This is a genomic window from Stenotrophomonas sp. GL_101, assembly GCF_057835675.1.
The window spans coordinates 2,396,389-2,422,724 of the sequence record NZ_CM174432.1; the positions used below are offsets into that span (position 1 = coordinate 2,396,389).

A 26,336-nucleotide genomic window follows, 5' to 3' on the forward strand; every position below is an offset into this window, starting at 1 on the left:
TGCGTCCGCACGTGGAGGACCTTTACATACTGGTGCACCACGTGCGGTGCCTGCCACTTCGCAAAGCGGTCAGCACCAACGCTTCCTCAACGACGAGGCGAAGCGCATTCTCTTCGGGCTCACCGATGTCGGCAAACGAGAGGTGATAGCAGGGATCGAGTGCTTCGGCTGCAGTCATTCCAGTCATTTCCAGTCGTCATAGCGACTACTCAGGACCGCCCAAGCCGCGCCCCACCGGCAGCTCCAGCACGGGCATCCCTTCCTGGTCCCAATGCACAGGCTGCACCCGTGGCGAACGCTTCCCGGTGCACCCCATCCCGGGCCCCGGATTGGCGTGATACACAATCCACGGCGTGCCGTCGCTCATGCGGAAGAACCCGTTATGCCCCGGTGCATACACACTCCCCGCAGGGTTGCTGGCAAGGATGGGCTGTTCCGCCTTGGTCCAGTCCCTGGCATTCAGGGGGTCAGCCCCTGCCTTGGCATGAAGCAGCCCGATGGCATACCCATCTGACCAGCAGGCGCTGCCAGAGTAGGCCAGGAAGAGATCTCCGGCGGGTCCCTGCAGGAACTCCGGACCCTCCAGAATCTGCCGCCCGCCTTGCCGCTCCCATGCCTGGTCGGGGCGCGCGATGATCGTCTCCTTACCAGCCAGGGTCCAGGGATTGGACATGGCCACGATGGCCAGCACGCTATCGGGGCCGACATAGGGCGAGTAGACAAAGTAGCGCTTGCCCGCAGCGACGAAGGTGGTGCCGTCAATACCGGGGTGCGCGGTGGCCAGACGCCCATGATCGCGCCAGACGCCCTTGGTGGGATCGGCGCTGCGGTTCTCCAGCACAAACACGCCGCGATGCGAGTCCTCCTGGCCTTCGGCAACACCACTCGCGGCCGCCGTGTAGTAGATGTACCACTTGCCATCGATCCGATGCAGCTCCGGTGCCCAGATCGACGTCGCGTTCTGACCCGATGCGGGTGGGCGCCAGACCGTGATCTCGCGTGCCTGGTCAAGGCGCGACAGGTCGGTGGTCGCGCGAATGGCCAGGCGATCGCCGTGGGTTCCCATGTAGTAGAAGACCTCCCCTTCCCTGATGATCCATGGGTCCGGGCCGGACGCCAGCAGCGGATTGTCGATCGCTGGCTGGATTGCGGATGCGCCTGCCGATGCCTGCAGGAGCGCTGCAGCCACCAGCGCACGAAGCGTGCCGTTCAACATGTTCCCCTCCCGTGGGATACCGCTCTGGCGGGGTTGCCAGCGCGCCGCAACCAAACCATATAATCAGACAATAGGCAACCACGCCTTCCCTCCGGAGGACTCGTCATGCAACACCACGACAGCGACAGCATCATTGGCATCAACTGGGGCGGCTCCAATCTAAGGGCTTACCTGATCGGCACCGATGGGCAGGTGATCGACTCGCACGAGGCACCCGCCGGGGTCGCGATGCTGCAGCGCGACGGCATGGTGGCGGCGGCCGATGCGATCCGAGCGCGCTGGCCCAACGCCGGCCACGCCTATGCCGCCGGCATGATCGGCTCCAGTGTCGGCTGGACAGACGCGGGATATGTGGACTGTCCTGCGGGCGTTGCCAGCGTGGCGCAGCGTCTGGTCTCCACGCGGATGGGCAGCCTTGAGCTGAGCATCGTGCCCGGCATGGCATGCGTGCGTCCGATCGACGGTGCGCCCGATGTACTTCGTGGCGAGGAAACCGAGCTGCTCGGCCTGCTGAGTGGCGGCAACGTAAGCGCTGATTGCATCGTGGCCTTGCCTGGCACGCATACCAAATGGATTCAACTCAGCGACGGCCGCGTGGACAGCTTCATGACCTGCATGTCTGGCGAGCTCTTCGATCGTCTGGCCAGCGGCGGCCTCCTGGCCTCGGTGCTTGAAGGGCCGGGCGCGCCGGGGCCGGCATTCGCCGATGGCGTACGCACTGCGGCAGAGGGCCCGCTCGGGCTGGGCACCCTGCTCTTCGGTGTGCGCGCCAGGATGCTTCGCGGTGCCCTGCCGCGCGACCAGACCAGTGCCTACCTGCGCGGGTTGCTTGCCGGTGCCGAGATTGCAGATGCGTTGGCGCTGTTCCCCGCGCTGAAGCGCGCTTCGGTGCCGCTGGTGGGTTCGGGACCTGTCACTCGGCTCTACCAGGCGGCGCTGGCCGAGCTGGGTATTGCGGCGTACCCGGTGGCTTCTGCCGACGCGGTCGTGCGCGGCTTCTCGGCCATCCATGCAATGGCGACCAACCTTCGCTGATGCACCACCCCAGGACGCTTGCTGCGTCGCAACGTGCGTATTGTCTGATTATATGGTTTTGTACGCTCCACGACATCGAGCGGGGGCTGGAGCAATGTTTTCTGGCAAGGGGAAGACGGCGGGATTGATCGGCGTACTGGCGCTTTCCGCAGCAGGTGTTGCGGGGGCCCAGGAGCGGGCGGTGATCGGCACGATGTCAGATGGCACCCCGGTGGAGTCGCTCCTGTTGCGGGATGGCACCGGCATGCAGGCACGGGTGCTGACACTGGGGGCGGCGTTGCACTCGCTTGAGGTACCCGACCGCGACGGCAGGTATGCCGACGTGCTGCTGGGTGACCGCACTCTTCAGGCCACGCTGGACAAGCCGCAGTACTTCGGCACCATCGTCGGGCGCTTCGCCAATCGCATCGCGCACGGACGCTTCACCCTGGATGGCAAGACCTACCAGGTACCTACCAACAATGGCCGCAACAGCCTGCATGGCGGCACGCATGGGTTCGACAAGGTCGTCTGGACGATCGTGGAAGCTGCACCAGACCACGCCATCCTGCAGCACGTCAGTCCGGATGGGGACCAGGGCTTCCCGGGCACGCTCACGGTCACCGCCACCTACGCGTTGAAGGGCGATGGTCGCCTGCTGATCGAGTACCGCGCCACCACCGATGCACCGACCATCGTCAACCTGAGCAACCACGCCTACTGGAACCTTTCCGGTGAGGGTTCCGGCTCGGCCATGGAACATGAGCTGACCATTCCAGCCAGCGCCTACACGCCGGTGGATGCGACGTTGATTCCCACTGGCGTGCTGCAGCCGGTGCAAGGCACCGTATTCGACTTCCGCAAGGCCAAGCCCATTGGCCGCGACCTGCGCCGGGGTGATGAGTCGCAGCTGCTCCACGGCCAAGGCTACGACCACAACTGGGTGATCAGCAAAGCGCCCACGCGTGAGCTGCGCGAAGTGGCCCGGGTGCATGACCCGCGTTCGGGCCGGGTGATGTCGCTGCTCTCCACGCAGCCGGGCCTGCAGTTCTATTCGGGCAACTTCCTGGATGGAAGCACGGTCGGCAAAAGTGGCCATGTGTACCGTCAGGGCGATGCCATCGCGCTGGAGCCGCAGCTGTTCCCGGACACGCCCAACCAGCCTGCGTTCGGCTCGGCGCGGCTGGCACCGGGTGAGACCTATCTGAACCGGATCGTCTACGACTTTTCTACCGATCGGCAAACGCCCACGCGCCGCTGATCACGCGTATCGCGCACCCGTCGGCCACCGCGCCGGCACCGCTACCTTCCACGTACCACCCGCCTCCCGGCTTCGGCCAGGACGGGCAGCTCATGACCCAAGGAGATGCATCTCATGCGAAAGTGGCTTTCCCCCCTGCTGGCGACATTGCTCGCCGTGGCGCCGCTGGCGCATGCCAACGAAGGTGCGCGCTGGACACCAGCCGAAGCCGAGTCGTGGTATGCGAAGCAGGAATGGCTGGTGGGCGCGAACTACACCCCCTCCAATGCCATCAACCAGCTGGAGATGTTCCAGGCTGAAACCTTCGACCCGGAGGTCATCGACCGGGAACTGCGCTGGGCGCACGAACAGTTCGGCATGAACACCATGCGCGTGTACCTGCACGACCTGCTTTGGAAGCAGGATCGGCGGGGCTTCCTCAAGCGCCTGGATACGTTCCTGGGCATTGCCGAGAAGAACGGCATCCGGCCGATGCTGGTGCTGTTCGACAGCTGTTGGGACCCCGATCCGGTGCTTGGCCCGCAGCGCCGGCCGATTCCCGGCGTGCACAATTCCGGCTGGGTACAGAGCCCCAGCCGCCACATGCTGGTCGACCCCGCCAACGATGCGCACTTCCGTGACTACGTCGAAGGCGTCGTTGGCGCCTTCGCCCATGACAAGCGCGTGCTGGCGTGGGACCTGTGGAACGAGCCGGACAACCCCGGCGGCGGCAACTACATGGACAAGCAGTTGAAAGGTGAGCAGGAACGCATTGCCGAGCTGCTGCCGAAGATCTTCGAGTGGGCCCGTGCCAGGAAGCCGATGCAGCCGCTCACCAGCGGTGTATGGATCGGTGACGACTGGTCGCCCGGCGCGGCATCGCTCTCCTCCATACAGCGCACCCAGCTGGAGCAGTCCGATGTCATCACCTTCCACAACTACGAACAGCCTGAGGCGTTCGTTTCCCGCATCGCACAGCTACGCAAGTACGGCCGTCCGCTCATCTGCACGGAGTGGCTGGCACGTGGCGCGGGCTCCAACGTGGACACCATCCTGCCGATCGCGCGTCGCGAGAACATTGGAATGATCAACTGGGGCTTCGTGGATGGTGCCATCCAGACCCGTTTCCCGTGGGACAGCTGGCAGCGCCCGTACACGATGGAGGCGCCGACCGTCTGGTTCCACGACCTGCTCAACGCCGATGGCACGCCCTACCGGGCGCGGGAAGCGGAGCTGTTCCGCACGCTGGCAAAAACCCCGCGCACGTCCGTTCCCGCCTTCTGAAATCAATCAGTCTGGCCATCGCCCGATGGCCGAACACCCACCCGCGCCTGCTTTCCGGAATCCGGAGATACCGCAATGACCCGTCGTTCCTCACGCACCCTGCTTTCCCTGGCCATCCTGTCCGCCCTTGCCCTGCCCGCCCTGGCGCAGGCCCAGCAAGCGGGTACGGCGAACGCGGCCGAGCAACCGACCGGCCAGCCGACGGCCGTCGACCTGGATACGGTCACCGTGACCGCGCTTCGCCAGAGCCTGCAGACCGCACAGACGATCAAACAGGAAGCGGCGATGGTGGTCGACTCGATCGTCGCCGAGGACATCGGCAAGTTGCCCGACAACAGCGTGGCCGACGCGCTGCAGCGCGTCACCGGCGTGCAGATCGCACAGGGCAGCCAGGGCGAAACCACCGGCGTGGTGATCCGGGGATTGCCGAATGTGATCAGCACGCTCAATGGTCGCGAGATCTTCAGCAGCTCGGGCCGGGGCTATGCATTCCAGAACCTGCCGGCTACCGCCATCAAGAGCCTGAACGTGTACAAGAGCAGCGAGGCCAGCCTGCCGCTGGGCGGCATCGCCGGCCTGGTGGACATCCAGCTGCGCCGCCCGTTGGACTTCGACGGGGCCGAAATTGCCGGCACCGTCACCGGAACCCATAGCAAGTACGGCGGCGATGTCGATCCGTCGGCCAGCCTGCTGCTCAGCAACCGCTGGGATACCGACGCCGGTGAGATCGGTGCCATGCTCAACGTTGGCTACATCGGCAAGCGCTATGCCTACGATGCGGTGTGGGGCGACTTCCCGAAAGTACTTGAGAATCCCGACGGTACGCCGATGCGCACCGATGCCGGCAACCTCATTGCCGCGCCGAACGGCTGGGGTACCAACTACAACCACGGTGACCGCAAGCGCAGTGCCTTCAACTACGCCCTGCAGTGGAAGCCGAGCGAAAACACCGAGGTTTACCTCGAAGGCCTGTACGACTACGTCCGCGATGACTACGACCAGGCGTTTCTCTTCAGCTTCCCGGTGGGCGCGGTGCCGCCCACCGGCCTGCAGGTAGGCAACAACTGCTATGCCAACCAGCTGGGCGGCCCACTGTCCGGGCAGACCATCTGCGACGCCAGCAGCGGTTCGTGGACTGGCGATACCTATGCGGCCAGCAGCACCCAGGCGCACAAACAGCGCGGCCAGGACATCCAGAACGCGCTGGGCTTCAAGTGGCGCGGCGACCAGCTGCAGTTGTCCACCGAGGTCGCCCGCACCTCGGGGTACTACCGCGATGAGAACTTCATCATCGACACCTTCCTGGGCGGGCCGATCACCACGATCTGGGACGGCACCTCGGGCAAGCACCAGAACTGGCACCTGGCGGGCGACCCGGCCATGGACCCGTCGCGTTTCTACCTCAACGGCCTGTTCCAGACCTGGGGCGAGTCCCGCGGTGAGGAGAACAGCTGGCGTGGCGATGGCAAGTTCGAGTTCCTCGATGGGCCCATCGCGTCGCTGCAGTTCGGCCTGCGCTATGCCGACCGCAACGCCAGCGCCAAGGGCAGCGTGGAGATCAGCACCGCGCCCCCGGGTGGTGCCGGCACCGGCAACATCACCGCCTCGCCGAACCCCGCCAACCAGGTGGCCGGGCTGTTCCCCGCCAACAGCTTCTTCTGCAGCAAGCGCGGCAACTCGGCATTGAGCCAGTCCTTCCTCACCCCCTGCTACGACTACCTGATCGGCAATGCGGATGCACTGCGCGGCTACTACGGTCTGCCGGATGGGCTGGCGGCGGAGAATCCCGGTCGCTTCTTCGATATCCAGGAGCGCAAGTCCGCCGGCTACCTGCAGGCAAAGTACGACATCGAGCTGTTCGGCCTGCGCGTGGACGGCCTGGTGGGCGTGCGCGCGGAGAAGATCAAGCGCGAGCTGAACGCGTTCTCGTTCGATGCCAGCACCGGAACCTACAGCGCAATCTCCCGCAATACGCAGGACACCAACACCCTGCCCAACGCCAGCTTGAACCTGCATTTCAATGAGCAGTGGCAGCTGCGCATCCTTGCCGCCAAGACCCTGAGCTACCCGGATTTTGGCGCGCTGAACCCGTCGATTTCGCTGAACCCGGGCACGGTCAACCGAGCCGGCGTGGCCAGCAGTGGCAACCCCGATCTGAGCCCGATCAAGTCGACCAACTACGACATGTCGCTGGAGTGGTATTTCTCGCCCGTGGGTTACGCCAGCGCCGGGGTTTTCTACCGCGATATCGACGGCTACATCCAGAACTACATCACCAATGTGACCATCGCCGGGGAGGACTACGAGCTTTCTTCGCCGCAGAGTGCCGGCAGTGGCCACCTGCAGGGTGTCGAGCTGGCCTACCAGCAGACCTTCGACTTTCTGCCAGGGGCGTGGAGCGGCCTGGGCGCGCAGCTGAATTACACCTACATCGAAGGCGACACCAAGTCGCCGGAGTTCATCGGCGGCCCGATCATCTCCCGCCCGCTGCAGAACGTCTCCAAGAACAACTACAACGCCGTGCTGTTCTACGAGAACTTCGGCCTCTCCGCACGTCTGGCCTACGGCTACCGCAGCCGCTACATCGACTTCTTCACCCAGCCCACCGTAGCCGGGACCGAGGACCAGGTGGAACCGGCCAGCTCGCTGGACTTCTCGATCAGCTACGACCTCACCCCCCGCGCCACCGTGGTGTTCTCGGCCACCAACCTGCTGGGCAACGACCTGCACCAGTTCTGGGGAAGTGGCGATTCGCGGCCGCGCGATATCCGCTATCAGGACAAGACCGTGGGCATGGGCTTCCGGTTCAAGCTGTGATGACCGAACTCATGTCCCTGCCCGGCACCCCGTCGCATCCCTTTTGTCGGATAATAGGAGTGACCGCAGCCTGCGGAGCACCAAGCCAAAAGGGCGCCTGTGAAACGGATCGAGGTACGCAACCTTTACGACCAAGTCACCCAGGAGATCGGGCAGAGAATCGTCAGTGGCGAGATCAAGCCGGGCCAGTACCTGCCCAAGGAAGAGCTGTTGGCGCAGACCCTGTCGGTGAGCCGATCCGCGTTGCGCGAGGGGCTGAAGGTACTCGGCTCCAAGGGGCTGATCGAAACCAAGCAGAAGACCGGTTCGCGGGTACGCGAACCACGGCACTGGAAGCAGCTGGACAGCGACATTCTGGCCTGGCGCTGTGCGTTGATGCCCACCCAGGACTTCGTGGACAAGCTGGTGGAGATGCGCGAGGTCATCGAACCGGCGGCAGCGGCGGCGGCGGCCCAGCGCCGTTCGCCCGCACAGTTGGCCCGGATCAAGGCAGCCTATCAGGCGATGGCCGACGCCACCGACCAGGACGCGTGGGCCAAGGCCGACCTGTCGTTCCACGAGAGTGTGCTGGAAGCGACCAACAACGAACTGCTGGGCTCGTTGTTCTCGGTCATCGACGCGGCGCTGGGAACCTTCTTCCTGCTGTCGGCGCAGACCGCCAAGGACTTCAAGTATTCGCTGCCGCGGCACTTCGACGTGTACGACGCCATCCGGCAGAAGCAGCCGGAGGCGGCGCGCGCGGCCATGCTGGAGATGATTGCCGATTCCCGCGCCAACCTGAAGGGAATCCGCGCCCCGCGCCGACGCCCTCGATAAAGGACTCCCGATGAGCACCGCCTGGATGCAACCCCTCCCATTGGTTGCCATCCTGCGCGGGCTCACCCCGCAGGAAGCACCCGCCATCGGTGCAGCGCTGGCGGACGCGGGCTTTCACCTGCTGGAAGTCCCACTCAACTCGCCGCAGCCGCTGCACAGCATCGAGCTGCTGGTGAAGCAGCTCGGCGACCGTTGCCTGATCGGCGCGGGTACCGTGCTGTCTACCGCGCAGGTACAGGAGGTTGCCGATGTCGGCGGCCGCCTGGTGGTCATGCCACACGCGGACGTGGAGGTCATTGCCGCCGCGCACGCCAAAGGCATGCGCTGCACGCCGGGGGTTGCCACGCCCACCGAGGCGTTTGCCGCGCTGCGCGCTGGCGCCGACGCGTTGAAGCTGTTCCCTGCAGAACAACTTCCCCCGGCGGTACTGAAAGCCTGGTCCAGCGTGCTTCCCGCAGGGACGCCGCTGTTGCCGGTGGGCGGTATTACCCCGGAACGGATGGCCGCCTACCGCGCTGTGGGGGCGGCGGGTTTCGGCATCGGCTCGGCCCTCTACGCCCCCAGGACGCCCGCAGCGGAAGTGGCGCGCCGTGCGCGCGCCTTCATTGACGCCTGGAACTGCACAAACACGGACTCCCACGCATGAAGATCACCGCCATCACCCCCTACCTGGTGCCCCCGCGCTGGCTGTTCGTACGCATCGATACCGACGCCGGCATCAGCGGCTGGGGAGAACCGATCGTGGAAGGTCGCGCCCATACCGTGGCCGCTGCCGTGGAGGAACTGTCCGACTACCTCATCGGCAAGGATCCACGGCACATCGAGGATCACTGGAACGTACTTTACCGGGGGGGCTTCTACCGGGGCGGTCCGATCCTGATGAGTGCGCTCGCAGGGCTGGACCAGGCGCTGTGGGACATCCATGGAAAAGCGCTTGGTGTCCCCGTCCACGCGCTGCTGGGTGGCCCGGTGCGCGACCGCATCCGCGTGTACTCGTGGATAGGCGGCGACCGGCCGGCCGATACCGCCCGTGCGGCCACCGAAGCGGTGGCGCGCGGCTTCACTGCGGTGAAAATGAACGCCACCGAGGAAGTGCAGTTCGTCGACACCCACGACAAGGTCACGCGGGTACTGGAAAACGTGCAGGCCGTTCGCGATGCCGTAGGCCCTGACGTGGGCCTGGCGGTGGATTTCCATGGCCGTGTGCACAAGCCGATGGCCAAGGTGCTGATGCGTGAGCTGGCCCCGTTCGGGTTGATGTTCATCGAGGAACCGGTGTTGTCCGAGCACCTCGAAGCCATTCCGGAACTGGCCGCGCTCTCCCCTGCCCCGATCGCCCTGGGTGAACGCCTGTATTCGCGTTTCGACTTCAAGCGCGTGCTGCAGGCTGGCGGCGTCGACATCCTGCAGCCAGATCCCTCGCATGCCGGTGGCATCACCGAAACCCGCAAGATCGCGGCCATGGCCGAAGCGTACGACGTCGCAATCGCCCTGCACTGCCCGCTGGGTCCGATCGCCTTGGCCGCCAACCTGCAGCTGGATGCGGTCTGCTACAACGCCTTCATCCAGGAGCAGAGCCTGGGCATCCACTACAACGCCAGCAACGACCTGCTCGATTACCTGGTGGACCGCTCGCCCTTCGACTACAAGGAGGGCTTCGTCAGCATTCCCGACGGCCCCGGGCTGGGTATCGAAATCAACCAGGAATACGTCGACGAGCGTGCCGCCGAAGGACACCGTTGGCGCAACCCCATCTGGCGCCATGCCGATGGCAGCGTGGCCGAGTGGTGAGCGCGATGATGCCCATGACACGTTATCCCAGTTTGAATGGCCGGGCGGTACTGGTCACCGGTGGAGCCACCGGCATCGGTGCCGCATTCGTCGAGCATTTCGCCCGGCAGGGCGCGAAGGTCGTGTTTCTGGACATCGACGACAGCGGTGCCCAGGCACTGCTGGACGGCTTGCACGATGTTGCGCCTGCACCGCGCTACCTGCACTGCGACATCACCGATATCGCGGCCTTCCAATCCACCATTGCCGATGCCCGCCGCCTGGTCGGACCGTTTTCGGTGCTGGTCAACAACGCTGCCAACGATGCGCGCCACGCCCTGGCAGACACCGCCGTGGCTGACTTCGAGCGCGCCATCGCAGTCAATCTTCGCCACCAGTACTTCGCCATTCAGGCCGTTGTTCCGGACATGCGGGCGTTGGGCGCTGGTTCGATCATCTGCCTGGGTTCTACCGGGTGGATGATCAAGAACAGTGGCTACCCGATGTATGCCATGGCCAAATCGGCGGTGCATGGCCTGGTCAACGGCCTGGCACGCGAGCTGGGGCAGGATCGCATCCGTATCAATGCGCTGGTGCCCGGGTGGGTGATCACCGAGAAGCAGCAGCGCCTGTGGCTGGATGAAGAAGGCCAGGCGCAGCTGCGGCGTTCGCAATGCCTGCCGGGGTATCTGCGCGCGGACGACCTTGCACGGGCGGCGCTGTTCCTGGCCGCTGACGACAGCCAGATGTGCACCGGCCAGGACTTCATCGTCGATGGAGGATGGGTGTGACCGGCCCGGTGACCGTCGCGGTACCTGCGGGCTGTACCTTGGGGGAAGGCGTGCTGTGGTGCGACCGCGACGAGGTCGTGTATTGGACCGACATCGCCGAGTCACGGCTGTGGCGGTATCGGCCGGAGGACGGAGCGGTGGCCAGTTGGCCGATGCCCGAACGGCTTGCCGCCCTGGCCCTTTGCGAAGCGGAAGGCTGGCTGCTGCTGGCACTGGCGTCGCGCGTGGCCTTCTTCCACCCCGGGCGCAGCGAATTGCGCGACGTGCACCGCCTGGATGCGGTGGCGCAGACCCGCGCCAATGACGGGGCCTGCGATCGCCAGGGGCGGTTCGTGTTCGGCCTGCTGCATGAGCCTGCGCAGGGCCCCCGGCAACCCGTTGCGCCGTTCTACCGGCTCAATGCAGACCTGAGCCTGGAAGCGCTGCCGCTTCCGTCGGTGGCCATCGCCAATAGCGTGGCCTTCAGTCCAGCGGGCGACACGATGTACTTCTGCGACTCGCTGCAGAAACAGATCTGGCGATGCGCTTACGGCGACACCCTCGGTTCGGTGCAGCGGTTTGCAGATCTGCGTGCCGAAGTCGGCGAGCCCGACGGCAGCGCGGTCGACACCGAAGGCGGCCTCTGGAATGCCCGCTGGGGGGATGCCCGGGTGGTCCGCTATCGCCCCGATGGCCGACAGGACCAGTCCATTCCGCTTCCGGTCGGCCAACCCACCCGCCCCGCATTCGGCGGTGCCGGACACCAGACGATGTTCATTACCAGCGCCCACGACGGCCTGGATGCGGCCGCGCGTGCACGCGATCCCCTCGCGGGGCATCTGTTGGCCATCGACGTCGGCATCGCCGGGCTTCCCGAGCCCCGGTTCGCCGGACACCCAGACACCTTGCCTCCCCGCGCACAGCGCGGGACGTTCGCGGAGATTCCATGAGCCTTTCCACCCTCGATATCAGCATCGTACTGGTCTATCTGACGGGCATATTCGTCCTCGCGCAGTGGGTGTCGCGCGAGAAGGCCGGCCAGCAGAAATCGGCGCAGGATTATTTCCTTGCCAGTCGCAGTTTGCCGTGGTGGGCGATCGGTGCATCGCTCATCGCCGCCAACATCTCGGCCGAACAGATCATCGGCATGTCCGGCTCGGGCTATGCCATTGGCCTGGCCATCGCATCCTATGAATGGATGGCCGCGATCACCTTGCTGATCGTCGGCAAGTGGTTCCTGCCGATTTTCCTGCGCAATGGCATCACCACCATGCCGCAGTTCCTGCAGGAGCGTTACGGCAACCGCATCCGCACGCTGATGGCGGTGTTCTGGCTGGGGCTGTACGTGTTCGTCAACCTCACTTCCATTCTGTGGCTGGGCTCGATCGCCATCGCCGGCGTCGCCGGTCTCAACCAGGACGTGGCGCTGGTGCTGCTCGGCGCGTTCGCGTTGGCCTACCAGTTGTATGGCGGCCTGAAGGCCGTCGCGCTGACCGATATCGTGCAGGTGTCGCTGCTGGTCCTGGGCGGCCTGCTGGTGACCTTCATCACCCTGGGCCAGATCGGCAATGGCAGCGTCAGCGACGGCTTCATGCAGCTCTGGCAGCAGCACCCCGAGCGATTCGAAATGATCCTCAGCAAGGACAACCCGTTCTACAAGGACCTGCCGGGCTTGTCGGTGCTGCTGGGAGGCATGTGGATCGCCAACCTGAGCTACTGGGGATTCAACCAATACATCATCCAGCGGGCGCTGGCCGCCAAGAACCTGCGAGAGGCCCAGAAAGGCGTCGTCTTCGCCGCCTTCCTAAAGCTGCTCATCCCGGCCATCGTGGTACTTCCCGGCATCGCCGCGGTCATGCTTGCGCCTGATCTGGAGCGCCCAGACGCAGCGTATCCAACCATGCTGGCCCTGCTTCCCAGCGGCATCCTTGGCCTGGTGTTCGCTGCCCTGGTGGCCGCGATCGTGGCGTCGCTCGCCTCGAAGATCAACTCGGTGGCCACCATTTTCACCTTGGATTTCTATGCCAAGCGCGCACCGGAGGCATCCCAGGCGAAGCTGGTCGGGGTGGGCCGGATCGCCGCCTCGGTCGCGATCGTCGTGGCCGTGCTGACCGCTCGCCCCCTGCTGGGCGGGTTCGACCAGGGTTTCCAGTACATCCAGGAATTCACCGGCTTCTTCACCCCGGGCATCGTGGTCATCTTCCTGCTGGGCCTGTTCTGGAAACGTGCCAACGAAGCGGGCGCGCTGGCCGCGGCCGTGGGTTCGTTCGTGCTCTCGCTGGCCTTCAAGCTGTTGTGGCCCTCACTGCCGTTCCTGGACCGCATGGGTGTGGTGTTCCTGGCGACCGTGCTGCTTGGGGTGGGCGTTGCCTTGGCCACCCACGCCAGTGGCGACCGCGACCGCATCCGCACCGACGATGTCGCCTACGCCACCGCGCCGTCGTTCAACATCGCCTCGTTGGCGGTGCTGGCGATCCTGGTGGCCCTGTACGCAACCTACTGGTGATTGCCATGCGCCTGACGCTTACCCATGCCCCTGTCCGCCATCGGCTGCTGCGCACAATGTCACTGGTCGGGCTGATCGCGGCTGCGGTGCCGGCCATCGCCACCGAGGTGACATGGGCCGGTACCGCAACCGTCGATGCCGGGAACGCAGGCTGGGGACGCCTGGCCAAGCTGCCGGACGGTCGCTGGCTGGCGGTGACCACGCGCTATCCCGGGGGACAGTCCACCCTGCTGCAGCTCTCTGTCAGCACCGACAACGCCCGCACCTGGAAGCCGCTGTCGCGCGTGGAAGAGCCCACCCGCAAGCTCGACAACGGCGAACTCCTGGTGCTGCCCGATGGGCGGGTACTGCTGGCGATGCGCTCGCTGATCGACAAGGTCTCCTATCGCCTGCAGGTGTACGCCAGTGATGATCAGGGCACCCGGTGGGCATTGCTGAGTACCATCGCCGCCAATGAGGCCCCGGCAGGCCGGGAAGACCGCGGGATATGGGAACCGGTGCTGACCCTGCTGGAGGATGGCGCGCTGTCGGTGGTGTACGCCGACGAAACCCGCGCGGACGAGCGCCCTTCCTACAACCAGGTGGTGTCGCAGCGGCTGTCCAACGACGGTGGCAGGACCTGGGGGCCGGCAGCCACCATCGCCCGGCAACCCGGTGGCGGGAAGCTCCGGCCCGGCATGCCGGTCATGGCCCCTCGCCTGGGCGGCGGCTACCTGATGGTGCTTGAGACCTGCGGCGATGACCCGCAATGTCCGGTGTCCTACAAAACCTCGGCGGACGGCCGCAGCTGGCCGGACGGTCTGGGTACGCCATTGGCCGAGCATCGCTGCGGTCCCCACGTCATGACGGCTGCAAGCGGCACGATGTTCGTCACCTCGTGTGCCAATGAGGTCAGCGCGAGCGAGGACGGCGGGGCCCACTGGCAGAAAGTGAGTCCTCCGGCGTGGCCGCTGGGTTTCCAGCACTCGTGGCCGGCCGTGGTCGAATTCGGGCCGCGGGACATCGGCGTGATCAATGTGGTGAACGGCAGCGTGCAGATCCGGTTTGGAACGTACACGTCTGCAGATCGTCGTTGAACTGCTCGACCTCCCGACCGCATGGCATCAGCATGCGAACCAGGCAGTTCACGCTGTTGAGACCAGGTATTCTGTCGGCGACACGCCCAGGGCGCGGCGGAACATTGCCGAGAATGCGCTGGGGCTGTGATAGCCATGCTCCAGCGAAACCTCCAGGATGGACGCCCCGGAGGCAAGCCGCGGCAGGCTGAGCAGCAGGCACATCTGCCGCCGCCAGTCTCCAAAGCTCATCCCGACCTCTTGATGGAACCGTCTTGCGACTGTTCGCCCGCTTACGTTCATTTCGCGGGCCAATCCCTCCAGCGTTACCGGTTCGGCCGGTTCGGCGATCATTCGCTCGCAAAGACGCAACAGGGTGGCGTGACGCGGCAGCGGAACGTGAAGTCGAAGCCGGGGAGCCACTTCGATCTCGTCCAGGATCAACTCCATGACGCGATGGTCGCGGCCCCCGTCGCCGTAGTCCAGGCGTATCCCGGTGGCGGCCACGATGGCCTCACGCAGCAGCGCGGACACCTCGATGACCTCGCACCGGGTGGGAAGGTTCGGCCGTACCTGCGGCGCAATGTAGAGGGTCCGCATGGCGACATCGCCGGCGATGCGGATCCGGTGCACGACATCGTCGGGCATCCACACCGCCCTGCCGGCCGGTACCACCCAGCTTCCCCCCGCGCTGATGACCGTCAACACCCCCGAAAGCGCATGGATCAACTGCGCCCGTGCGTGGCAGTGGGGGCGGATGTGTTCGCCATGGGCATGGCGGGTGGCCAGGGCCGCAACCGGGCGGTCGGTGGCGTGGCAATCGTTGACGGTGCGCGCTCTGTCCATATCTAGACGATAGTAGTCCTGTACCCGGGAGAAGGACAGGCCGGAGGGTGGTCTTATGTGGCCCCAGGGCCGCGCGCCACCCACACCTACCCCGTCAATGACTGCTTCCCGACCGCTCTTGTTGTGTCTACTGATGTCCACCGCGCTTTGCGGGTGTGCCGTCGGTCCAGGCCGATCCCCACGCTCCACCCTCGGCGCGCCGCCATCGCTCGACCCGCCGGCCAGCGCGAGCGTGGGCACGCCCACCGTGCCGCAATGGTGGAGCCTCTACGAGGATCCAACGCTCGATGCGCTGGTCAACGAGGCCCTGCAGAACAACCGCGACCTGCAGGTGGCCTCGGCCAATCTGGCCGAGGCCCGCGCGGCCCTCCGCGAACGCCAGGCCAGTCGCCTGCCGGTCACTACGGTGTCCAGCGACATCGGGTATGGCAGCACGGTCAGCGACCAGATCGCGGCGGCATTGGATCAAACCGAGGTCCGTACCGGCCAGCGCTATGGCGCAGGCTTCTCGACCGGCTGGGGGCTCGACCTGTTTGGCCGGATCGGCCGCACGCTCCAGGCCGCCCGCGCCGACGCCGCGTCGGTCCACGCCGCCGAAGACAGTGTGCGCGTGGTGGTAGCCGCCGAAACCACGCGCGCCTACCTGGAAAGCTGTGGCTACGCATTCCGCGGCACAGTGGCTAGACGGTCGCTTGCGGTGGTCACCCGCGACCTGCAACTGAGGACCGCACGGCGTGACGCGGGCGCTGCGGGGTCATTGGAGGTCGCTCGATCCGCGGCGCGGGTGGAGCAGGCACGTGCGGCGATCCCCGTCATCGACGCAGGGCGGGAGAATGCGTTGTACCAGCTGGCCGTGCTTACCGGGCACCTGCCCGATGACCTGTCGCCCGCTGCAGCGGGCTGCGTTGGCGTGCCGCAACTGAAGGCGCCGATCCCGGTCGGTGACGTGACGGCCCTGCTCCAGCGCCGGCCGGATATCCGCGCGGCGGAGCGCCGGCTTGAAGCCAGCACCGCGCGGATCGGCGTAGCCACGGCCAGCCTGTATCCAACGGTGTCCATCGTCGGCGCCGTCGCCAGTTCCGCGCCGGCCGTGGACCAGATGCGCCACCACGGCTCGATTGCATGGGGCATTGGGCCGGTGCTTTCGTGGAGCTTCCCCAACTTCAGCGCTGCGCGCGCGCGGATAAAGATGGCGGAGGCGCAGGAAGTCGCCGCCCTTGCGCACTTCGACGCGTCGATCCTGACCGCACTGAAGGAAGTGAAACAGGCGCTCGCGACCTATGCGGCGTCCGTGCGCCAGCGCGATGCCCTGGCGACAGCGGCCGGGCAGAGCCGTGAGGCCGCGCGGTTGGCCGGGTTGGGCCGAAGCGCCGGCGCGGCGAGCGAACTGGATGTGCTGGATGCACAGCGCCGCGATGTCGAGGCCGAAGCGACGCTCGCCTCCGCCGATGCCGACGTTGCCTCCGACCAGGTGGCGCTGTTCCGTTCCCTCGGCGGCGGCTGGGAACGGGCGCCGGTGGTGCACATCCCTGCCATCACCCGCGCCGTCGATAGCGCTCGCTGATTACGTCCCTCCCTCCACTCCCCTCTCCTCTGATAGACGACATGACCGATACAACTCCCTCCCCACGCGCACAGACCGGCATGCCCGGTCCGTTCCTCCGCATGACCCGCCGACCTGTGGCGATGGCTGTGATCGTGCTGTCGCTGCTGGCCGCCGGTGGCGCCGGCATTCGATGGTGGACGGCCGGCCGCTTCGTGGTGAGTACCGACAATGCCTACATCCGCGCTGACATCGCCACCGTCAGCCCACGCGTTGCCGGCTATCTCGCCAACGTCGAGGCGCACGACAACCAGCGCGTCTCCACCGGTGATGTCCTGGCGACGCTCGATGATCGGAACTACCGCACGCGCGTGGCGAAGGCAGGAGGTGCGGTCGCGGTGGCGAAGGCCAAGGTCGCCGCACAATACGCGGCCATTGCCAATCTCGACGCGCAACGCGAGCGTCAACGCAGCGTGATCGCCGCGGCCGCCGCAGAGCTGCAGGCGCGCCAGGCCGATCATCGACAGGCGACCCTGGACTATCGACGCGAACAGTTGCTTGAGCGCCAGCAGGCCTCCGATGCAAGGCATCTGGAAGCAGCAGATGCCAGTGCGACGCGTACCGCGGCGGCCGTGGAGGCGGCGCGCGCAATGGCGGCCTCGAGCAGGGCCTACTCGACGGTGCTGGCGACCGAGCGCCAGCGGTTCACGGCTGCGCTGGATGAGGCACAAGGAATGTTGATCGAGGCCGAAGCAAGCCTGGCGCTGGCCGAACTGGAGCTTGAACACACCGTGATCCGGGCGCCGATGGCAGGCACCGTCGGCCAACGCGCCGCGCGGGTTGGCGAGTACGTCGGCACCGGCAGTCCCTTGATGGCCATCGTGCCCGACGAGATCTATGTCGTCGCCAACTACAAGGAGGTGCAACTGGAAGGCGTGGCACCAGGTCAGCCGGTCGAGGTGGAGGTCGACGCACTGGGAGGCCGGGCGCTGAAAGGCCATGTCGTGAGCTTCGCGCCAGCATCGGGCGCGCAGTTTGCGCTGTTGCCGCCGGACAACGCCACCGGCAATTTCACCAAGATCGTCCAGCGCATTCCGGTACGCATCGCGGTGGATAGCGGTCAGCCCGGGCGTTCCTACCTCCGCCCGGGAATGTCGGTGGTGGCTGCGATCAATACCCGCGCCGAACCCCGCCCATGACCGCTGCCACGGCTGTTCCCTCCGAAGAGAGGGTCTCCCTGCGCTCATGGGTGGCAGTGATCGGCGGCGTGGTGGGTTGTTTCATGGCGGGCATGAATGTCCATGTCACCAATGCATCCCTGCCGGATGTGCGTGGATCGCTGGGTGCGACCTTCGAGGAAGGCTCGTGGATCACGACGGCCTATCTCGTCGCGGAGATCATCGTGATTCCGCTGGCGGCGTGGTTGGCGTCGGTGTTCACCGTCCGTCGTGTGCTGATGGTGGGCGCCGCGGGTTTCGTGATCTTCTCGATGGCCTGTTCGATTGCGCCCAACATCAACGCCATGATCCTGGCGCGTACGCTGCAGGGTGCCTTTGGCGCGGTCCTGATTCCGCTTTCGTTCCAGCTCATCGTGACCGAGCTGCCGTCGTCGAAGCACCCTTTCGGCATGGCATTGTTCGCCATTGCAAACAACGTTGCCCAGGCCGCGGGGCCCTCGCTTGGGGGCTGGTTGACCGATGTCTATTCGTGGCGCTCGATCTTCTATCTGCAGGTGCCGCCAGGACTGCTGCTTCTGGCTGCGATCGGCTGGTCCATCCGGCCGCAGCCCATGGCCCTGGAGAAGTTCAGGACCGGCGACTGGGGCGGGATCATCGCCATGGCATTGGGCCTGTCCGCCCTGCAGATCATGCTGGAGGAAGGCGGACGCAAGGACTGGTTCTCATCGGCCTTCATCATCGAGGCCGCGCTCGTTGCCGCCGTGGGCCTGGTGGCGTTCGTGGTGATCGAGCTTCGCCGCAGGGAACCTTTCCTCAACCTGCGGCTGCTGTCCCGCTACAACTTCGGGTTGGCCAGCCTGATGCAGTTCACCTTCGGCGCGGTGGTGTTCGGGGTGGTGTTCCTCATTCCCAATTACTTCTCCGACGTGCACGGCTACAACGCGCGCCAGATCGGGCTGACCATGATCCCCTACGGCATTGTGCAGTTCATCATGTCCTTCGCTACGCCGCCCCTGATGAAACGCACCAGCGTGCGAACCGCCATCGTTCTTGGCTTCATCATCATGGCGGTGGGCTGCCTCATGAACATCCATCTGGATGCCAATGCGGCAAGCAACATCATCGTGCCCTCGCTGATCGTGCGGGGCATCGGCCAATCGCTGATCGTCGTGGCGCTCAGTGTCATGGCCGTGGAAGGCCTGGAGCGCGCTGAACTTGGCTCTGCGGCCGGTGTCTTCTCCATGGTGCGCAATGTCGGTGGTGCCATTGGCATCGCGGTCGCCAGCCAATTCATCGTGACCCGGGAACGGCTGCATGCGCTGCATATCGGGGAATCGGTTACGCCGTTCTCACCGGCAACCCAGGAGCGGGTCATCGTGCTGGTCCGGGAGCTGGTGAAGTTCCCCGTGGATGGTGCATCGGCCCTGTACAGCAGCGGGTACGCACTGCAACGGCAGCAGGCATTCTCGATCCTGGACAAGATCATCCATCGAGAGGCCCTGTTGCTTGCCTACAGCGATGCGTTCCTGGTCGCCGGTGTCGCCATGCTCGCCTGCGCAGCCGGCAGCCTGATGCTCCGTGGCAAAAGGAGGCCTTCGTCCAGCCCGAAGCAGTAGATCTGCTTCGGGCGGTCGCGGCACCCCCGCTGGACTCCAGCCGCCTCAGTGCAACGGCACCCTCAACAGCGAAGGCGCTGCGACCGGTGAACTGAAGGTCACTGCCCCACCCAGCTGGCTGATACCGGCATAACGCACGTCCACCGTATCCACCACCAGGGTCAGGCGATTGCCCGCCGGAATGTTCCAGCTGCTCGCCTCCAGCCGCAGGTCCAGGGTGGTTGCCTGGCCCGGCGTTGCGCCGCGCAGGGTGTAAGGCTTGTGGCTGATCAGCTGGCCGTTGCCCAGCACATCTTCCATATAGAGATAGGCATAGAGGGTGGTGTTGGCCTTTGTCGGGGTGACGGTCACGCGCAGCTCCGGCGTGCCATCCAGCCGCCGCGCGCTCCAGTATGTCGGCCCCCGCCATACCCCGGCGGCATTGCGGGCCACCCAGGGCAGGTAGGCCCCCGGCGGGACGTCGACCATCTGCAGCCCGCCGGACACCATCGCCACGCCGGAGTTGGCTGCGGTAGGCAGGCCACTGCCGATGGTGTAGCGCCAACCGTTGCTTCGCGCTCCTTCGGCCAGCCCGCCGCTGGGCAGTATCAAGCCGCCTGGCGCAGTCAGCGAATAACTCGTGGCACCGGCGGCAGTGGCCTGCCAGTTCGCATACCCGCTCCACGTGCCCTTCTGCGACTTCAACTGCACGGCCGGCTGGCGATCGATGCCATTGGCTTCGCCCTTGAGATAGTGGTCGAACCAGTCGCCTACCGAGGCGTAGACCTCGTTGGGTACGCCCAGTGCACCCAGTGCCTCATTGAGCGCGTGGTCGCCGTGGCGCAGCTGAAGCTGCTTGGGTCCCTTCAGTGCGTTGAAGAAATCCACCAGTTGCCCCGGGGGGAACAGGCTGTCGTTGAAGGCATTGGCCAGGAACACGGCCGGGCGGTTGGTGTTGATCTCCTCCAGGCTCGCGGCCGGGCTGCGGATCGACGCCACCGGCAACAGCGAATCCACCGCGCCCTGGAAGTTGCCAACCAGTACGTTGCGGTTGATGGCGCTCAACTCTGGTCCCGCGCGCCCGGTCACCACCCCTGCCGCTACCAACAGGGCGATGCCCTGTGCGCTGGGGGTGTCGTTGCTGTAAAGCGCGGATCGCAGGTCCGCCCAGCCACTGAGGGCGGCGACGGCCTTGATGCGGGGGTCGCGCGCCGCGGCCAGCAGGCTGGTCCCGGCACCGTAGGAGATGCCGGAAACGCCGATCCGCGCAGGGTCGGCCTGGGTATTGGCCAGCGCCCAATCGATGAGTGCACTGACGTCCTCGACCGTGGCCGGCCCGGCGATATCGATGGCGCCGCCGGATTCCCAGAAGCCGCGCGAGCTGAAACTGAGGACCACGTAACCCCGCTGGGCCAGTGATTGGGCCACCCCGACGTACTCCACGCCCGGCACCGCCCAACTGCTGGGCATCACCAGCAAGGGCAGCTTGCCCGGGCCCTGGTCCTGCGGCTCGATCACGAAAACCCCGAGCGGCGTCCCGTCCCAGCTGGATACCGTACGGTAGGTGGTTTTGACCGTTCCTGCCCAGGCAACCGGTGACAGCCCGGCCAGCAGGATCAACAGCAACAATACCTTGCGCATCGTCGTCTCTCCCCGTCGCAGTGAGTGCGTCGAGGCGAACCGTACCAGTGCGAATGGTCCGGGGCACCTTGCGATGCAGCATGCGAAAGTCGGCGGCTCCGTGGCATCACGCGCGGGTACCGCAAGGACCCTGGGCGCATGCCCTGCCCTCACAGCGCCAGGTTGACGCCGATGTACAGCGAGCGCCCCGCCGCAGGGGAGAACATCGGCTGTGCCGTGGCCTGGAAGAAGCTGTCGTACCAGACATATGCATACTCGCGGCCGGTAGCATTCTTCAGCTGCAGGTCCACGCTCCAGGCCGGGGTGAGCTGGTATTTCGTGCTCAGGTCCAGCACCGCAAAGCGGCCATGCTTTCCGGCCACGTTCTGCTCCTCCAGGTAGTAATCTCCCTGCGCGCGGCCCTGCAGCCCGAACTGCAGCGCATCGGTTGCCCGTAACGTCACGCCGAGGTTGCTGATATGGCGCGGTACGGCGGCCACCTCGTTGCCCTCCAGCGAATCGACATCGATGCGGCCGTCGCGTTTGATCTTCGCTTCCTGGTAGGCATGGGAAGCCCAGAGTGTCCAACGGTCGCCGATCTCCGCGCTGATCTGTGCATCCACGCCGCGTCGGCGGGTCTTGCCCAGCTGCACGGTCGTGCCCGTGGCCGGCATGTTGGAGGTCTCATTTTCCGCCACCTGTTGCCATGCGGCCAGACGCGCCTGGGCACCCGGGAACGGGCTGAATTTCATCCCCAGCTCCACCCCGGTATTGGTCGAAGGACGCATGTCGGCCTGGCCCGGGGTCAGGTAGGCCGGTGCCGTGGACCCGGTCAGCACCTGCGCGGTGCGCCCCCAGTTGGCGTACACATTGGCATCGGGCGACAGCGCATACACCAGGCTCAACTTGGGCTGGTGGATGCTGCCGTCGCGCTGCAACCTGCCCGTGGTGCCATCGGGCAGACGCGTATGGCCATCGTATCGATCAACGCGGTACGCCGGTACGATCCTGAGCGCTTCGGTCGGCTGGTAGATCGCCTGCACATAGCTGCCCCAGTTGCCGAAGGTATGCCGGTCATCGTTCTGGATGCGTGCGGGCGTGGTCTGGAAATCGGTAGGCGCGGCATAGTTGAAGCGCAGACGCTGGTACCCGTTGTCCTGGTGCTCGTAGTTGATGCCACCTTCCAGGCTGAGCAGGTCGTTGGCCTTCCAGGTGAGTGTGGTGAGCATCCCTGCCTGCCGCTCGTCCCAGATGCGACGCTGGCGCGGCGCGTTTCCGCCTGGCAGGTCACTGAAGGTGACCCGGCGGTCATCCTCATAGCGGTTGTAGTACAGCAGTGCGCCAAAGACGAGGCTGTCGGCCAGCCTCAGGTCCATATGGGCGGCGACCTGGCGCATATCGCGATCATCACCGTCATTGCCGTTGCGGATGGCCGTGCCGCGACGGCCGGCCTGCATTTCCGCTGCGGTCATGAAGCCCGGCTCCTCGGCCTGCTGGTGGTACGCGCGTGCGGTCAGCCCCACCCGCAGGCCATCGTCGTCCAGCGTTCCATAGAACCATTTGCCGCCGAGGGTGTATTTCTTCGAGGCATCATGGTCGCGGTAACCATCGGAGTCCTGCACACCGATGAAGTAGTTCTGTGCAACGCCATTGTCCTGTCGCCCGACGGCCAACTGCCCGCTGCGGGTGTTGTCGCTACCGTAGCCCAGGCGTGCGTCGGTGTAGTTGCCGCCCTGCCGCGTGCCGAAATTCACGTTGCCGCCGATGTTGTGCAGGCCGTAGCGCGGGTCGTTGGTACCGCGCACCACTTCGATATAGCTGATCTCCAGTGGGAACAGCATGTCGATGAAGCGCTGGTTGCCACTGTTGACGTTGCTGGGGACGCCATCGATGAGGGTCTTGATCGCGTTGAGGTAGCCCTCGCCGTTGAAGGCACGAAAGCTGACCTTGCCGGACTCGGCGCCCTGACGCGTTTCGGTCAGCTGGATACCGGGCATCTGGCCCAGCAGTTCCCAGCTCTGGGACACGTTCCTGTCCTGGATCTGGTCGGCGCCCAGTACATCCACCGAGGTCAGTATCTGATGGGCGCTCAACGGCCCCTCTGCCTGCTGGTGGACATCGACCTTGCCGAGGGTCAACGTGGAATCACCAGACTGGGCGTATGCCGGTCGGGTCAAGCAAGCGGCCGCGATCGCGACCACGAGAACAGGGGTTTTCATGGAGACCTGGGAGGCAATGGGGGGGAACTGAGATCGAGAACGCGACCCGATTTGCAATATTATAACATTTCGATAAAACGAGGGGACTTTGCCTGGTTCCCGCGTGGGGCGTGCGCAATCCGACCGCGGCCGCCCACTTGCCAGCACCTGCGACATACAGTCGCAGAAGCGCCTGCCGGGGCATTTTTGCCGCTGGCGTTGGCGCTGCTTCCCTTAGACTCTGGCGCGTGCGCTACCCCGTCCTCCACCGCTGGCTTTACGCCTGGGCATGCCTGGCCATGCTCCTGGTGGTGGTGGCGCCACTGATCAGCCGCGCGTTGGCGCATCCAATGGCTGCGGCCATGCAGGCACCGGACACCCCTGCCGGGCATCACCCGGCCATGGAGTCCGATGCGGCGTCGGCACACCCCCTGCACCACGCCATGATGACGATGCCCGCGCATGCCGATGCGGCGGCGTCCACCGATCCGCATGCCGAGCATGAGATGGGCGTGGACTGCGACTACTGCCTGATCGCCGCCCGGATGATCAGCCTGCTCGTTGCATTGCTCCTGCTGCTGGCCACCTGGCTGGCGGTCTTTCGTGCATTGGCAGGACGGGTCGACACCCGATGCTCCCCTGCCCCGGGCACGCTGGGCGCGCGCGGCCCACCCGCACTGGCCTGCTGATCCAGCGCACGTCCTGAAGCGCGCATCGCGGTGCGCATGGACCTGGATCTTCCCCTGCCCATCCAGTGCCCGGCTGACCTGCCGGTTCTTTCTCCTGTCTCGATCACGCGGTGATCGCGGCATCTCGATGTTGTGCACAATGAACAGACTTCACTCTATTGGCCCGCTTTCCACGGCCACTCTGGCCGCACTCGCGTGCGCTGCCGTGACGCCCACGCAGGTCTCGGCCCAGGACGGCACCGTGCTGACGCTGGGCACCGTGCAGGCTCGCGCGGCAGCCGATCGCGAACGTTCCGCAGGCGCGGTGTTCACCTCGGTGGACATCCTCGGCGGCGACCTGCTGCAGCAGCAGAAGGTGGACCACAGCTGGGAGCTGCTGATGACCGCCCCCGGCGTGCAGGTCACCCAGTTCAAGATGGGCACCGATGCGGGTCGTTTTTCTTTCCGCGGGTTCAACGGCGAAGGCCGCATCAATGCGGTCAAGCTGCTGATCGATGGCATCCCCAGCAATGACAATGCCGGCGGCATGCCCTACCTGGATGCGGTGTTTCCGCTGGACATCACCGCGATGGAGATCGTGCGCGGTACCAACGACGCCCGCCATGGCCTGCATGCCATCGCCGGTAACGTCAACGTGCTGACCCGCCAGGGCGGCAATGACGGTCAGTTGAGCGTGACCGTGGGCAGCTTCGGCACCCAGGACGTGCAGCTGGCCAAAGGGTTCGAGAACGGCGCCTGGTCGCAGAACTACTTCGTCGGCTGGCGTGGCGCGGACGGTGAGCGCGAGCATGCCGATGGCACGCAGCGCAGCTTCGCCGGCAAGTGGTTCTATACCGACCCCGATGGCCGGTGGCGCGCGGGGCTGAGCAGCCGCTACTACAGCAACGCAGCGCTGGAAGCGGGCTATCTCAGCTACGCCGAGGTGCAGGCCGATCCGAAGCAGTCGCCGGACTATGCGCGCGATGACCGCAGCGAGCGCGAGACCGTGCAGACCGCACTGCATCTCGATGGCACGCTGGGCAGCGACTGGCAGTGGAATGCCAAGGCCTACCAGAACCACTACCGCAACCAGCGCTGGGTGACCTTCACCGCCGGCGGCGCGCAGCAGGAACGTTTCAACGATGAGACCCATCGCGGGCTGATCCTCAACACCACCTGGCGTCCCAGCACAGCGCTGGCCGAGGTGGTGCTGGATGCCGGCGTGGACGGGCAATGGCAGGACAACGCCGCGGCCCGCTACCGCACCGTGGCGCGCGTGCGCCAGGCCACGCTGCGCGACTGGGATTTCGATCTCGATATCCGCGGTGCGTATGTCCAGGCGGTAATCCGGCCAATGGACGCGCTGAAGATCGTGCCGGCCTACCGGGTGGACCGGATCGACGGCGGTTTCCGCAATGTGGCCGCCGGTAGCCGGGCGCCGGTGTACGACTACGGATTGATCAAGCAGCCCAAACTGAGCGTGTCCTATGACCTGGGCAGCACCACCGTTGCCTACGCCAACTGGGGCCGCAGCTTCCAGATCGGCAGCGGCAACGGCGCCTACCGCACGCAGGCCAGCAACCTGTCGCCCTCGATCAACGAGGGCTGGGAAACCGGCATCAAGTGGGCGCCGGGCCACGGCCTGCAGACCCGCCTCGCCTACTGGGAACAGCGGGCCTCCGACGAGGTGGCCACCGTTTTGGGTGTCAACGGCACCGTGGGCAGCAACGAGGTCGGCAACGTGGGCCAAACCCTGCGCCGGGGCTGGGACGCGCAGCTGACGTGGCAGGCCGACGCGCACTGGCGTGCCTGGGCGTCGTACTCGCGGCAGAAGGCGGTGATCGAGGCGCCGGACCCGAGCGCGCCGCAGACCCGTGGGCGGCAGATCGAAAACGTGCCGAACTGGCTGGCCAGCGCCGGCGTGGCGTATTCGCCCATCGCCGACTGGACCTTCAGCGCCTGGGGCAATGGCCAGGGCGACTACTTCGTGGAGCGCACCAATACGCTGGGCCGCCATGGCGGTTATGCACTGTTGAACCTGAGTGCCACCTACCGCCTGGACCCGCGCAACAGCCTTGCCCTGCAGCTGAAGAACGCCACCGACCGCTTCTATGTGTATGCCTGGTATGACAGTGGGTCCGCCGGCTACTCGCCCGGTGATGGCCGCGCACTCTACCTGAGCTGGACCCGGGAGCTCTGA

At 65.8% G+C, this 26,336-nt stretch carries 21 protein-coding genes; 16 read left to right on the forward strand and 5 right to left on the reverse strand.

Going from position 1 to position 26,336, the window contains the following annotated elements:
- Window positions 1-22: 22 nt before the first annotated feature.
- Complete coding sequence (locus tag AC3IR9_RS10555) at window positions 23-178, reverse strand: hypothetical protein (protein WP_489290594.1); 156 nt, start codon at window positions 176-178, stop codon at window positions 23-25.
- A gap of 27 nt (window positions 179-205) precedes the next feature.
- Entirely contained in the window at window positions 206-1,216 is a 1,011-nt protein-coding gene (locus AC3IR9_RS10560; protein WP_489290596.1) for a glycoside hydrolase family 43 protein, read from the reverse strand.
- A gap of 105 nt (window positions 1,217-1,321) precedes the next feature.
- Between AC3IR9_RS10560 and AC3IR9_RS10565 the strand changes: the two genes are divergently transcribed.
- From AC3IR9_RS10565 to AC3IR9_RS10615, 11 genes are all read left to right on the forward strand, one after another.
- The gene (locus tag AC3IR9_RS10565; RefSeq protein ID WP_489290598.1) at window positions 1,322-2,251 is read left to right on the forward strand and encodes a 2-dehydro-3-deoxygalactonokinase; all 930 of its coding nucleotides are present in this window, start codon (window positions 1,322-1,324) and stop codon (window positions 2,249-2,251) included.
- 193 nt (window positions 2,252-2,444) lie between these two features.
- Window positions 2,445-3,491, forward strand: a complete 1,047-nt coding sequence (locus AC3IR9_RS10570; protein WP_489290600.1) for an aldose epimerase family protein — start codon at window positions 2,445-2,447, stop codon at window positions 3,489-3,491.
- 114 nt (window positions 3,492-3,605) lie between these two features.
- The gene (locus AC3IR9_RS10575) at window positions 3,606-4,754 is read left to right on the forward strand and encodes a cellulase family glycosylhydrolase (RefSeq protein ID WP_489290602.1); all 1,149 of its coding nucleotides are present in this window, start codon (window positions 3,606-3,608) and stop codon (window positions 4,752-4,754) included.
- Between the two features lie 75 nt (window positions 4,755-4,829).
- Window positions 4,830-7,571 (forward strand): TonB-dependent receptor, encoded by a 2,742-nt coding sequence (locus tag AC3IR9_RS10580; protein WP_489290603.1) that lies wholly within the window; start codon window positions 4,830-4,832, stop codon window positions 7,569-7,571.
- A 99-nt stretch (window positions 7,572-7,670) separates the two neighbouring features.
- Window positions 7,671-8,387: a FadR/GntR family transcriptional regulator gene (locus AC3IR9_RS10585; RefSeq protein ID WP_489290605.1), complete on the forward strand. Its 717-nt coding sequence runs from the start codon at window positions 7,671-7,673 to the stop codon at window positions 8,385-8,387.
- 10 nt (window positions 8,388-8,397) lie between these two features.
- Window positions 8,398-9,033, forward strand: a complete 636-nt coding sequence (locus AC3IR9_RS10590; RefSeq protein ID WP_489290607.1) for a 2-dehydro-3-deoxy-6-phosphogalactonate aldolase — start codon at window positions 8,398-8,400, stop codon at window positions 9,031-9,033.
- Entirely contained in the window at window positions 9,030-10,178 is a 1,149-nt protein-coding gene (dgoD, locus tag AC3IR9_RS10595) for a galactonate dehydratase (protein ID WP_489290609.1), read from the forward strand. Before AC3IR9_RS10590 ends, dgoD begins: the two co-directional genes overlap by 4 nt.
- 8 nt (window positions 10,179-10,186) lie before the next feature.
- Entirely contained in the window at window positions 10,187-10,948 is a 762-nt protein-coding gene (locus AC3IR9_RS10600) for an SDR family NAD(P)-dependent oxidoreductase (protein ID WP_489290611.1), read from the forward strand.
- Window positions 10,945-11,877 (forward strand): SMP-30/gluconolactonase/LRE family protein, encoded by a 933-nt coding sequence (locus AC3IR9_RS10605; protein ID WP_489290612.1) that lies wholly within the window; start codon window positions 10,945-10,947, stop codon window positions 11,875-11,877. The genes AC3IR9_RS10600 and AC3IR9_RS10605 overlap by 4 nt, the downstream gene beginning before the upstream one ends.
- Window positions 11,874-13,433, forward strand: a complete 1,560-nt coding sequence (locus AC3IR9_RS10610; RefSeq protein WP_489290614.1) for a sodium/sugar symporter — start codon at window positions 11,874-11,876, stop codon at window positions 13,431-13,433. Before AC3IR9_RS10605 ends, AC3IR9_RS10610 begins: the two co-directional genes overlap by 4 nt.
- Window positions 13,434-13,438: 5 nt before the next feature.
- Window positions 13,439-14,509, forward strand: coding sequence for a sialidase family protein (locus AC3IR9_RS10615; protein WP_489290616.1), 1,071 nt, complete (start codon window positions 13,439-13,441; stop codon window positions 14,507-14,509).
- 48 nt (window positions 14,510-14,557) lie between these two features.
- On the opposite strand, the gene AC3IR9_RS10620 is transcribed toward AC3IR9_RS10615, so the two are convergent.
- Entirely contained in the window at window positions 14,558-15,334 is a 777-nt protein-coding gene (locus tag AC3IR9_RS10620; protein WP_489290618.1) for an AraC family transcriptional regulator, read from the reverse strand.
- 133 nt (window positions 15,335-15,467) lie between these two features.
- Between AC3IR9_RS10620 and AC3IR9_RS10625 the strand changes: the two genes are divergently transcribed.
- The 3 genes from AC3IR9_RS10625 to AC3IR9_RS10635 all read left to right on the forward strand — a co-directional run bounded on the left by AC3IR9_RS10625 (window position 15,468) and on the right by AC3IR9_RS10635 (window position 19,671).
- Entirely contained in the window at window positions 15,468-16,898 is a 1,431-nt protein-coding gene (locus tag AC3IR9_RS10625) for an efflux transporter outer membrane subunit (RefSeq protein WP_489290619.1), read from the forward strand.
- A gap of 101 nt (window positions 16,899-16,999) precedes the next feature.
- A complete protein-coding gene (locus AC3IR9_RS10630; protein ID WP_489290621.1) occupies window positions 17,000-18,076 on the forward strand; it encodes an HlyD family secretion protein in 1,077 nt (358 codons plus the stop codon).
- The gene (locus AC3IR9_RS10635) at window positions 18,073-19,671 is read left to right on the forward strand and encodes a DHA2 family efflux MFS transporter permease subunit (RefSeq protein WP_489290623.1); all 1,599 of its coding nucleotides are present in this window, start codon (window positions 18,073-18,075) and stop codon (window positions 19,669-19,671) included. The genes AC3IR9_RS10630 and AC3IR9_RS10635 overlap by 4 nt, the downstream gene beginning before the upstream one ends.
- 45 nt (window positions 19,672-19,716) lie before the next feature.
- On the opposite strand, the gene AC3IR9_RS10640 is transcribed toward AC3IR9_RS10635, so the two are convergent.
- Both AC3IR9_RS10640 and AC3IR9_RS10645 read right to left on the reverse strand, forming a co-directional pair.
- On the reverse strand, window positions 19,717-21,291 hold the full coding sequence (locus AC3IR9_RS10640; protein ID WP_489290625.1) for a S15 peptidase family protein: 1,575 nt from the start codon (window positions 21,289-21,291) through the stop codon (window positions 19,717-19,719).
- Between the two features lie 149 nt (window positions 21,292-21,440).
- On the reverse strand, window positions 21,441-23,489 hold the full coding sequence (locus AC3IR9_RS10645; protein WP_489290626.1) for a TonB-dependent receptor: 2,049 nt from the start codon (window positions 23,487-23,489) through the stop codon (window positions 21,441-21,443).
- Between the two features lie 278 nt (window positions 23,490-23,767).
- On the opposite strand from AC3IR9_RS10645, the gene AC3IR9_RS10650 reads away from it, so the two are divergent.
- Window positions 23,768-24,157: a DUF2946 family protein gene (locus tag AC3IR9_RS10650; RefSeq protein ID WP_489295787.1), complete on the forward strand. Its 390-nt coding sequence runs from the start codon at window positions 23,768-23,770 to the stop codon at window positions 24,155-24,157.
- A gap of 139 nt (window positions 24,158-24,296) precedes the next feature.
- The gene (locus AC3IR9_RS10655) at window positions 24,297-26,336 is read left to right on the forward strand and encodes a TonB-dependent receptor (protein ID WP_489290628.1); all 2,040 of its coding nucleotides are present in this window, start codon (window positions 24,297-24,299) and stop codon (window positions 26,334-26,336) included.

Coding starts and splice junctions, on each gene's coding strand:
- AC3IR9_RS10555 (WP_489290594.1), bottom strand. CDS start 178: ATGACTGCAGCCGAAGCACTCGATCCCTGCTATCACCTCTCGTTTGCC.
- AC3IR9_RS10560 (WP_489290596.1), bottom strand. CDS start 1,216: ATGTTGAACGGCACGCTTCGTGCGCTGGTGGCTGCAGCGCTCCTGCAG.
- AC3IR9_RS10565 (WP_489290598.1), top strand. CDS start 1,322: ATGCAACACCACGACAGCGACAGCATCATTGGCATCAACTGGGGCGGC.
- AC3IR9_RS10570 (WP_489290600.1), top strand. CDS start 2,445: ATGTCAGATGGCACCCCGGTGGAGTCGCTCCTGTTGCGGGATGGCACC.
- AC3IR9_RS10575 (WP_489290602.1), top strand. CDS start 3,606: ATGCGAAAGTGGCTTTCCCCCCTGCTGGCGACATTGCTCGCCGTGGCG.
- AC3IR9_RS10580 (WP_489290603.1), top strand. CDS start 4,830: ATGACCCGTCGTTCCTCACGCACCCTGCTTTCCCTGGCCATCCTGTCC.
- AC3IR9_RS10590 (WP_489290607.1), top strand. CDS start 8,398: ATGAGCACCGCCTGGATGCAACCCCTCCCATTGGTTGCCATCCTGCGC.
- dgoD (WP_489290609.1), top strand. CDS start 9,030: ATGAAGATCACCGCCATCACCCCCTACCTGGTGCCCCCGCGCTGGCTG.
- AC3IR9_RS10600 (WP_489290611.1), top strand. CDS start 10,187: ATGCCCATGACACGTTATCCCAGTTTGAATGGCCGGGCGGTACTGGTC.
- AC3IR9_RS10610 (WP_489290614.1), top strand. CDS start 11,874: ATGAGCCTTTCCACCCTCGATATCAGCATCGTACTGGTCTATCTGACG.
- AC3IR9_RS10615 (WP_489290616.1), top strand. CDS start 13,439: ATGCGCCTGACGCTTACCCATGCCCCTGTCCGCCATCGGCTGCTGCGC.
- AC3IR9_RS10620 (WP_489290618.1), bottom strand. CDS start 15,334: ATGGACAGAGCGCGCACCGTCAACGATTGCCACGCCACCGACCGCCCG.
- AC3IR9_RS10625 (WP_489290619.1), top strand. CDS start 15,468: ATGTCCACCGCGCTTTGCGGGTGTGCCGTCGGTCCAGGCCGATCCCCA.
- AC3IR9_RS10630 (WP_489290621.1), top strand. CDS start 17,000: ATGACCCGCCGACCTGTGGCGATGGCTGTGATCGTGCTGTCGCTGCTG.
- AC3IR9_RS10635 (WP_489290623.1), top strand. CDS start 18,073: ATGACCGCTGCCACGGCTGTTCCCTCCGAAGAGAGGGTCTCCCTGCGC.
- AC3IR9_RS10640 (WP_489290625.1), bottom strand. CDS start 21,291: ATGCGCAAGGTATTGTTGCTGTTGATCCTGCTGGCCGGGCTGTCACCG.
- AC3IR9_RS10645 (WP_489290626.1), bottom strand. CDS start 23,489: ATGAAAACCCCTGTTCTCGTGGTCGCGATCGCGGCCGCTTGCTTGACC.
- AC3IR9_RS10650 (WP_489295787.1), top strand. CDS start 23,768: ATGCTCCTGGTGGTGGTGGCGCCACTGATCAGCCGCGCGTTGGCGCAT.
- AC3IR9_RS10655 (WP_489290628.1), top strand. CDS start 24,297: ATGAACAGACTTCACTCTATTGGCCCGCTTTCCACGGCCACTCTGGCC.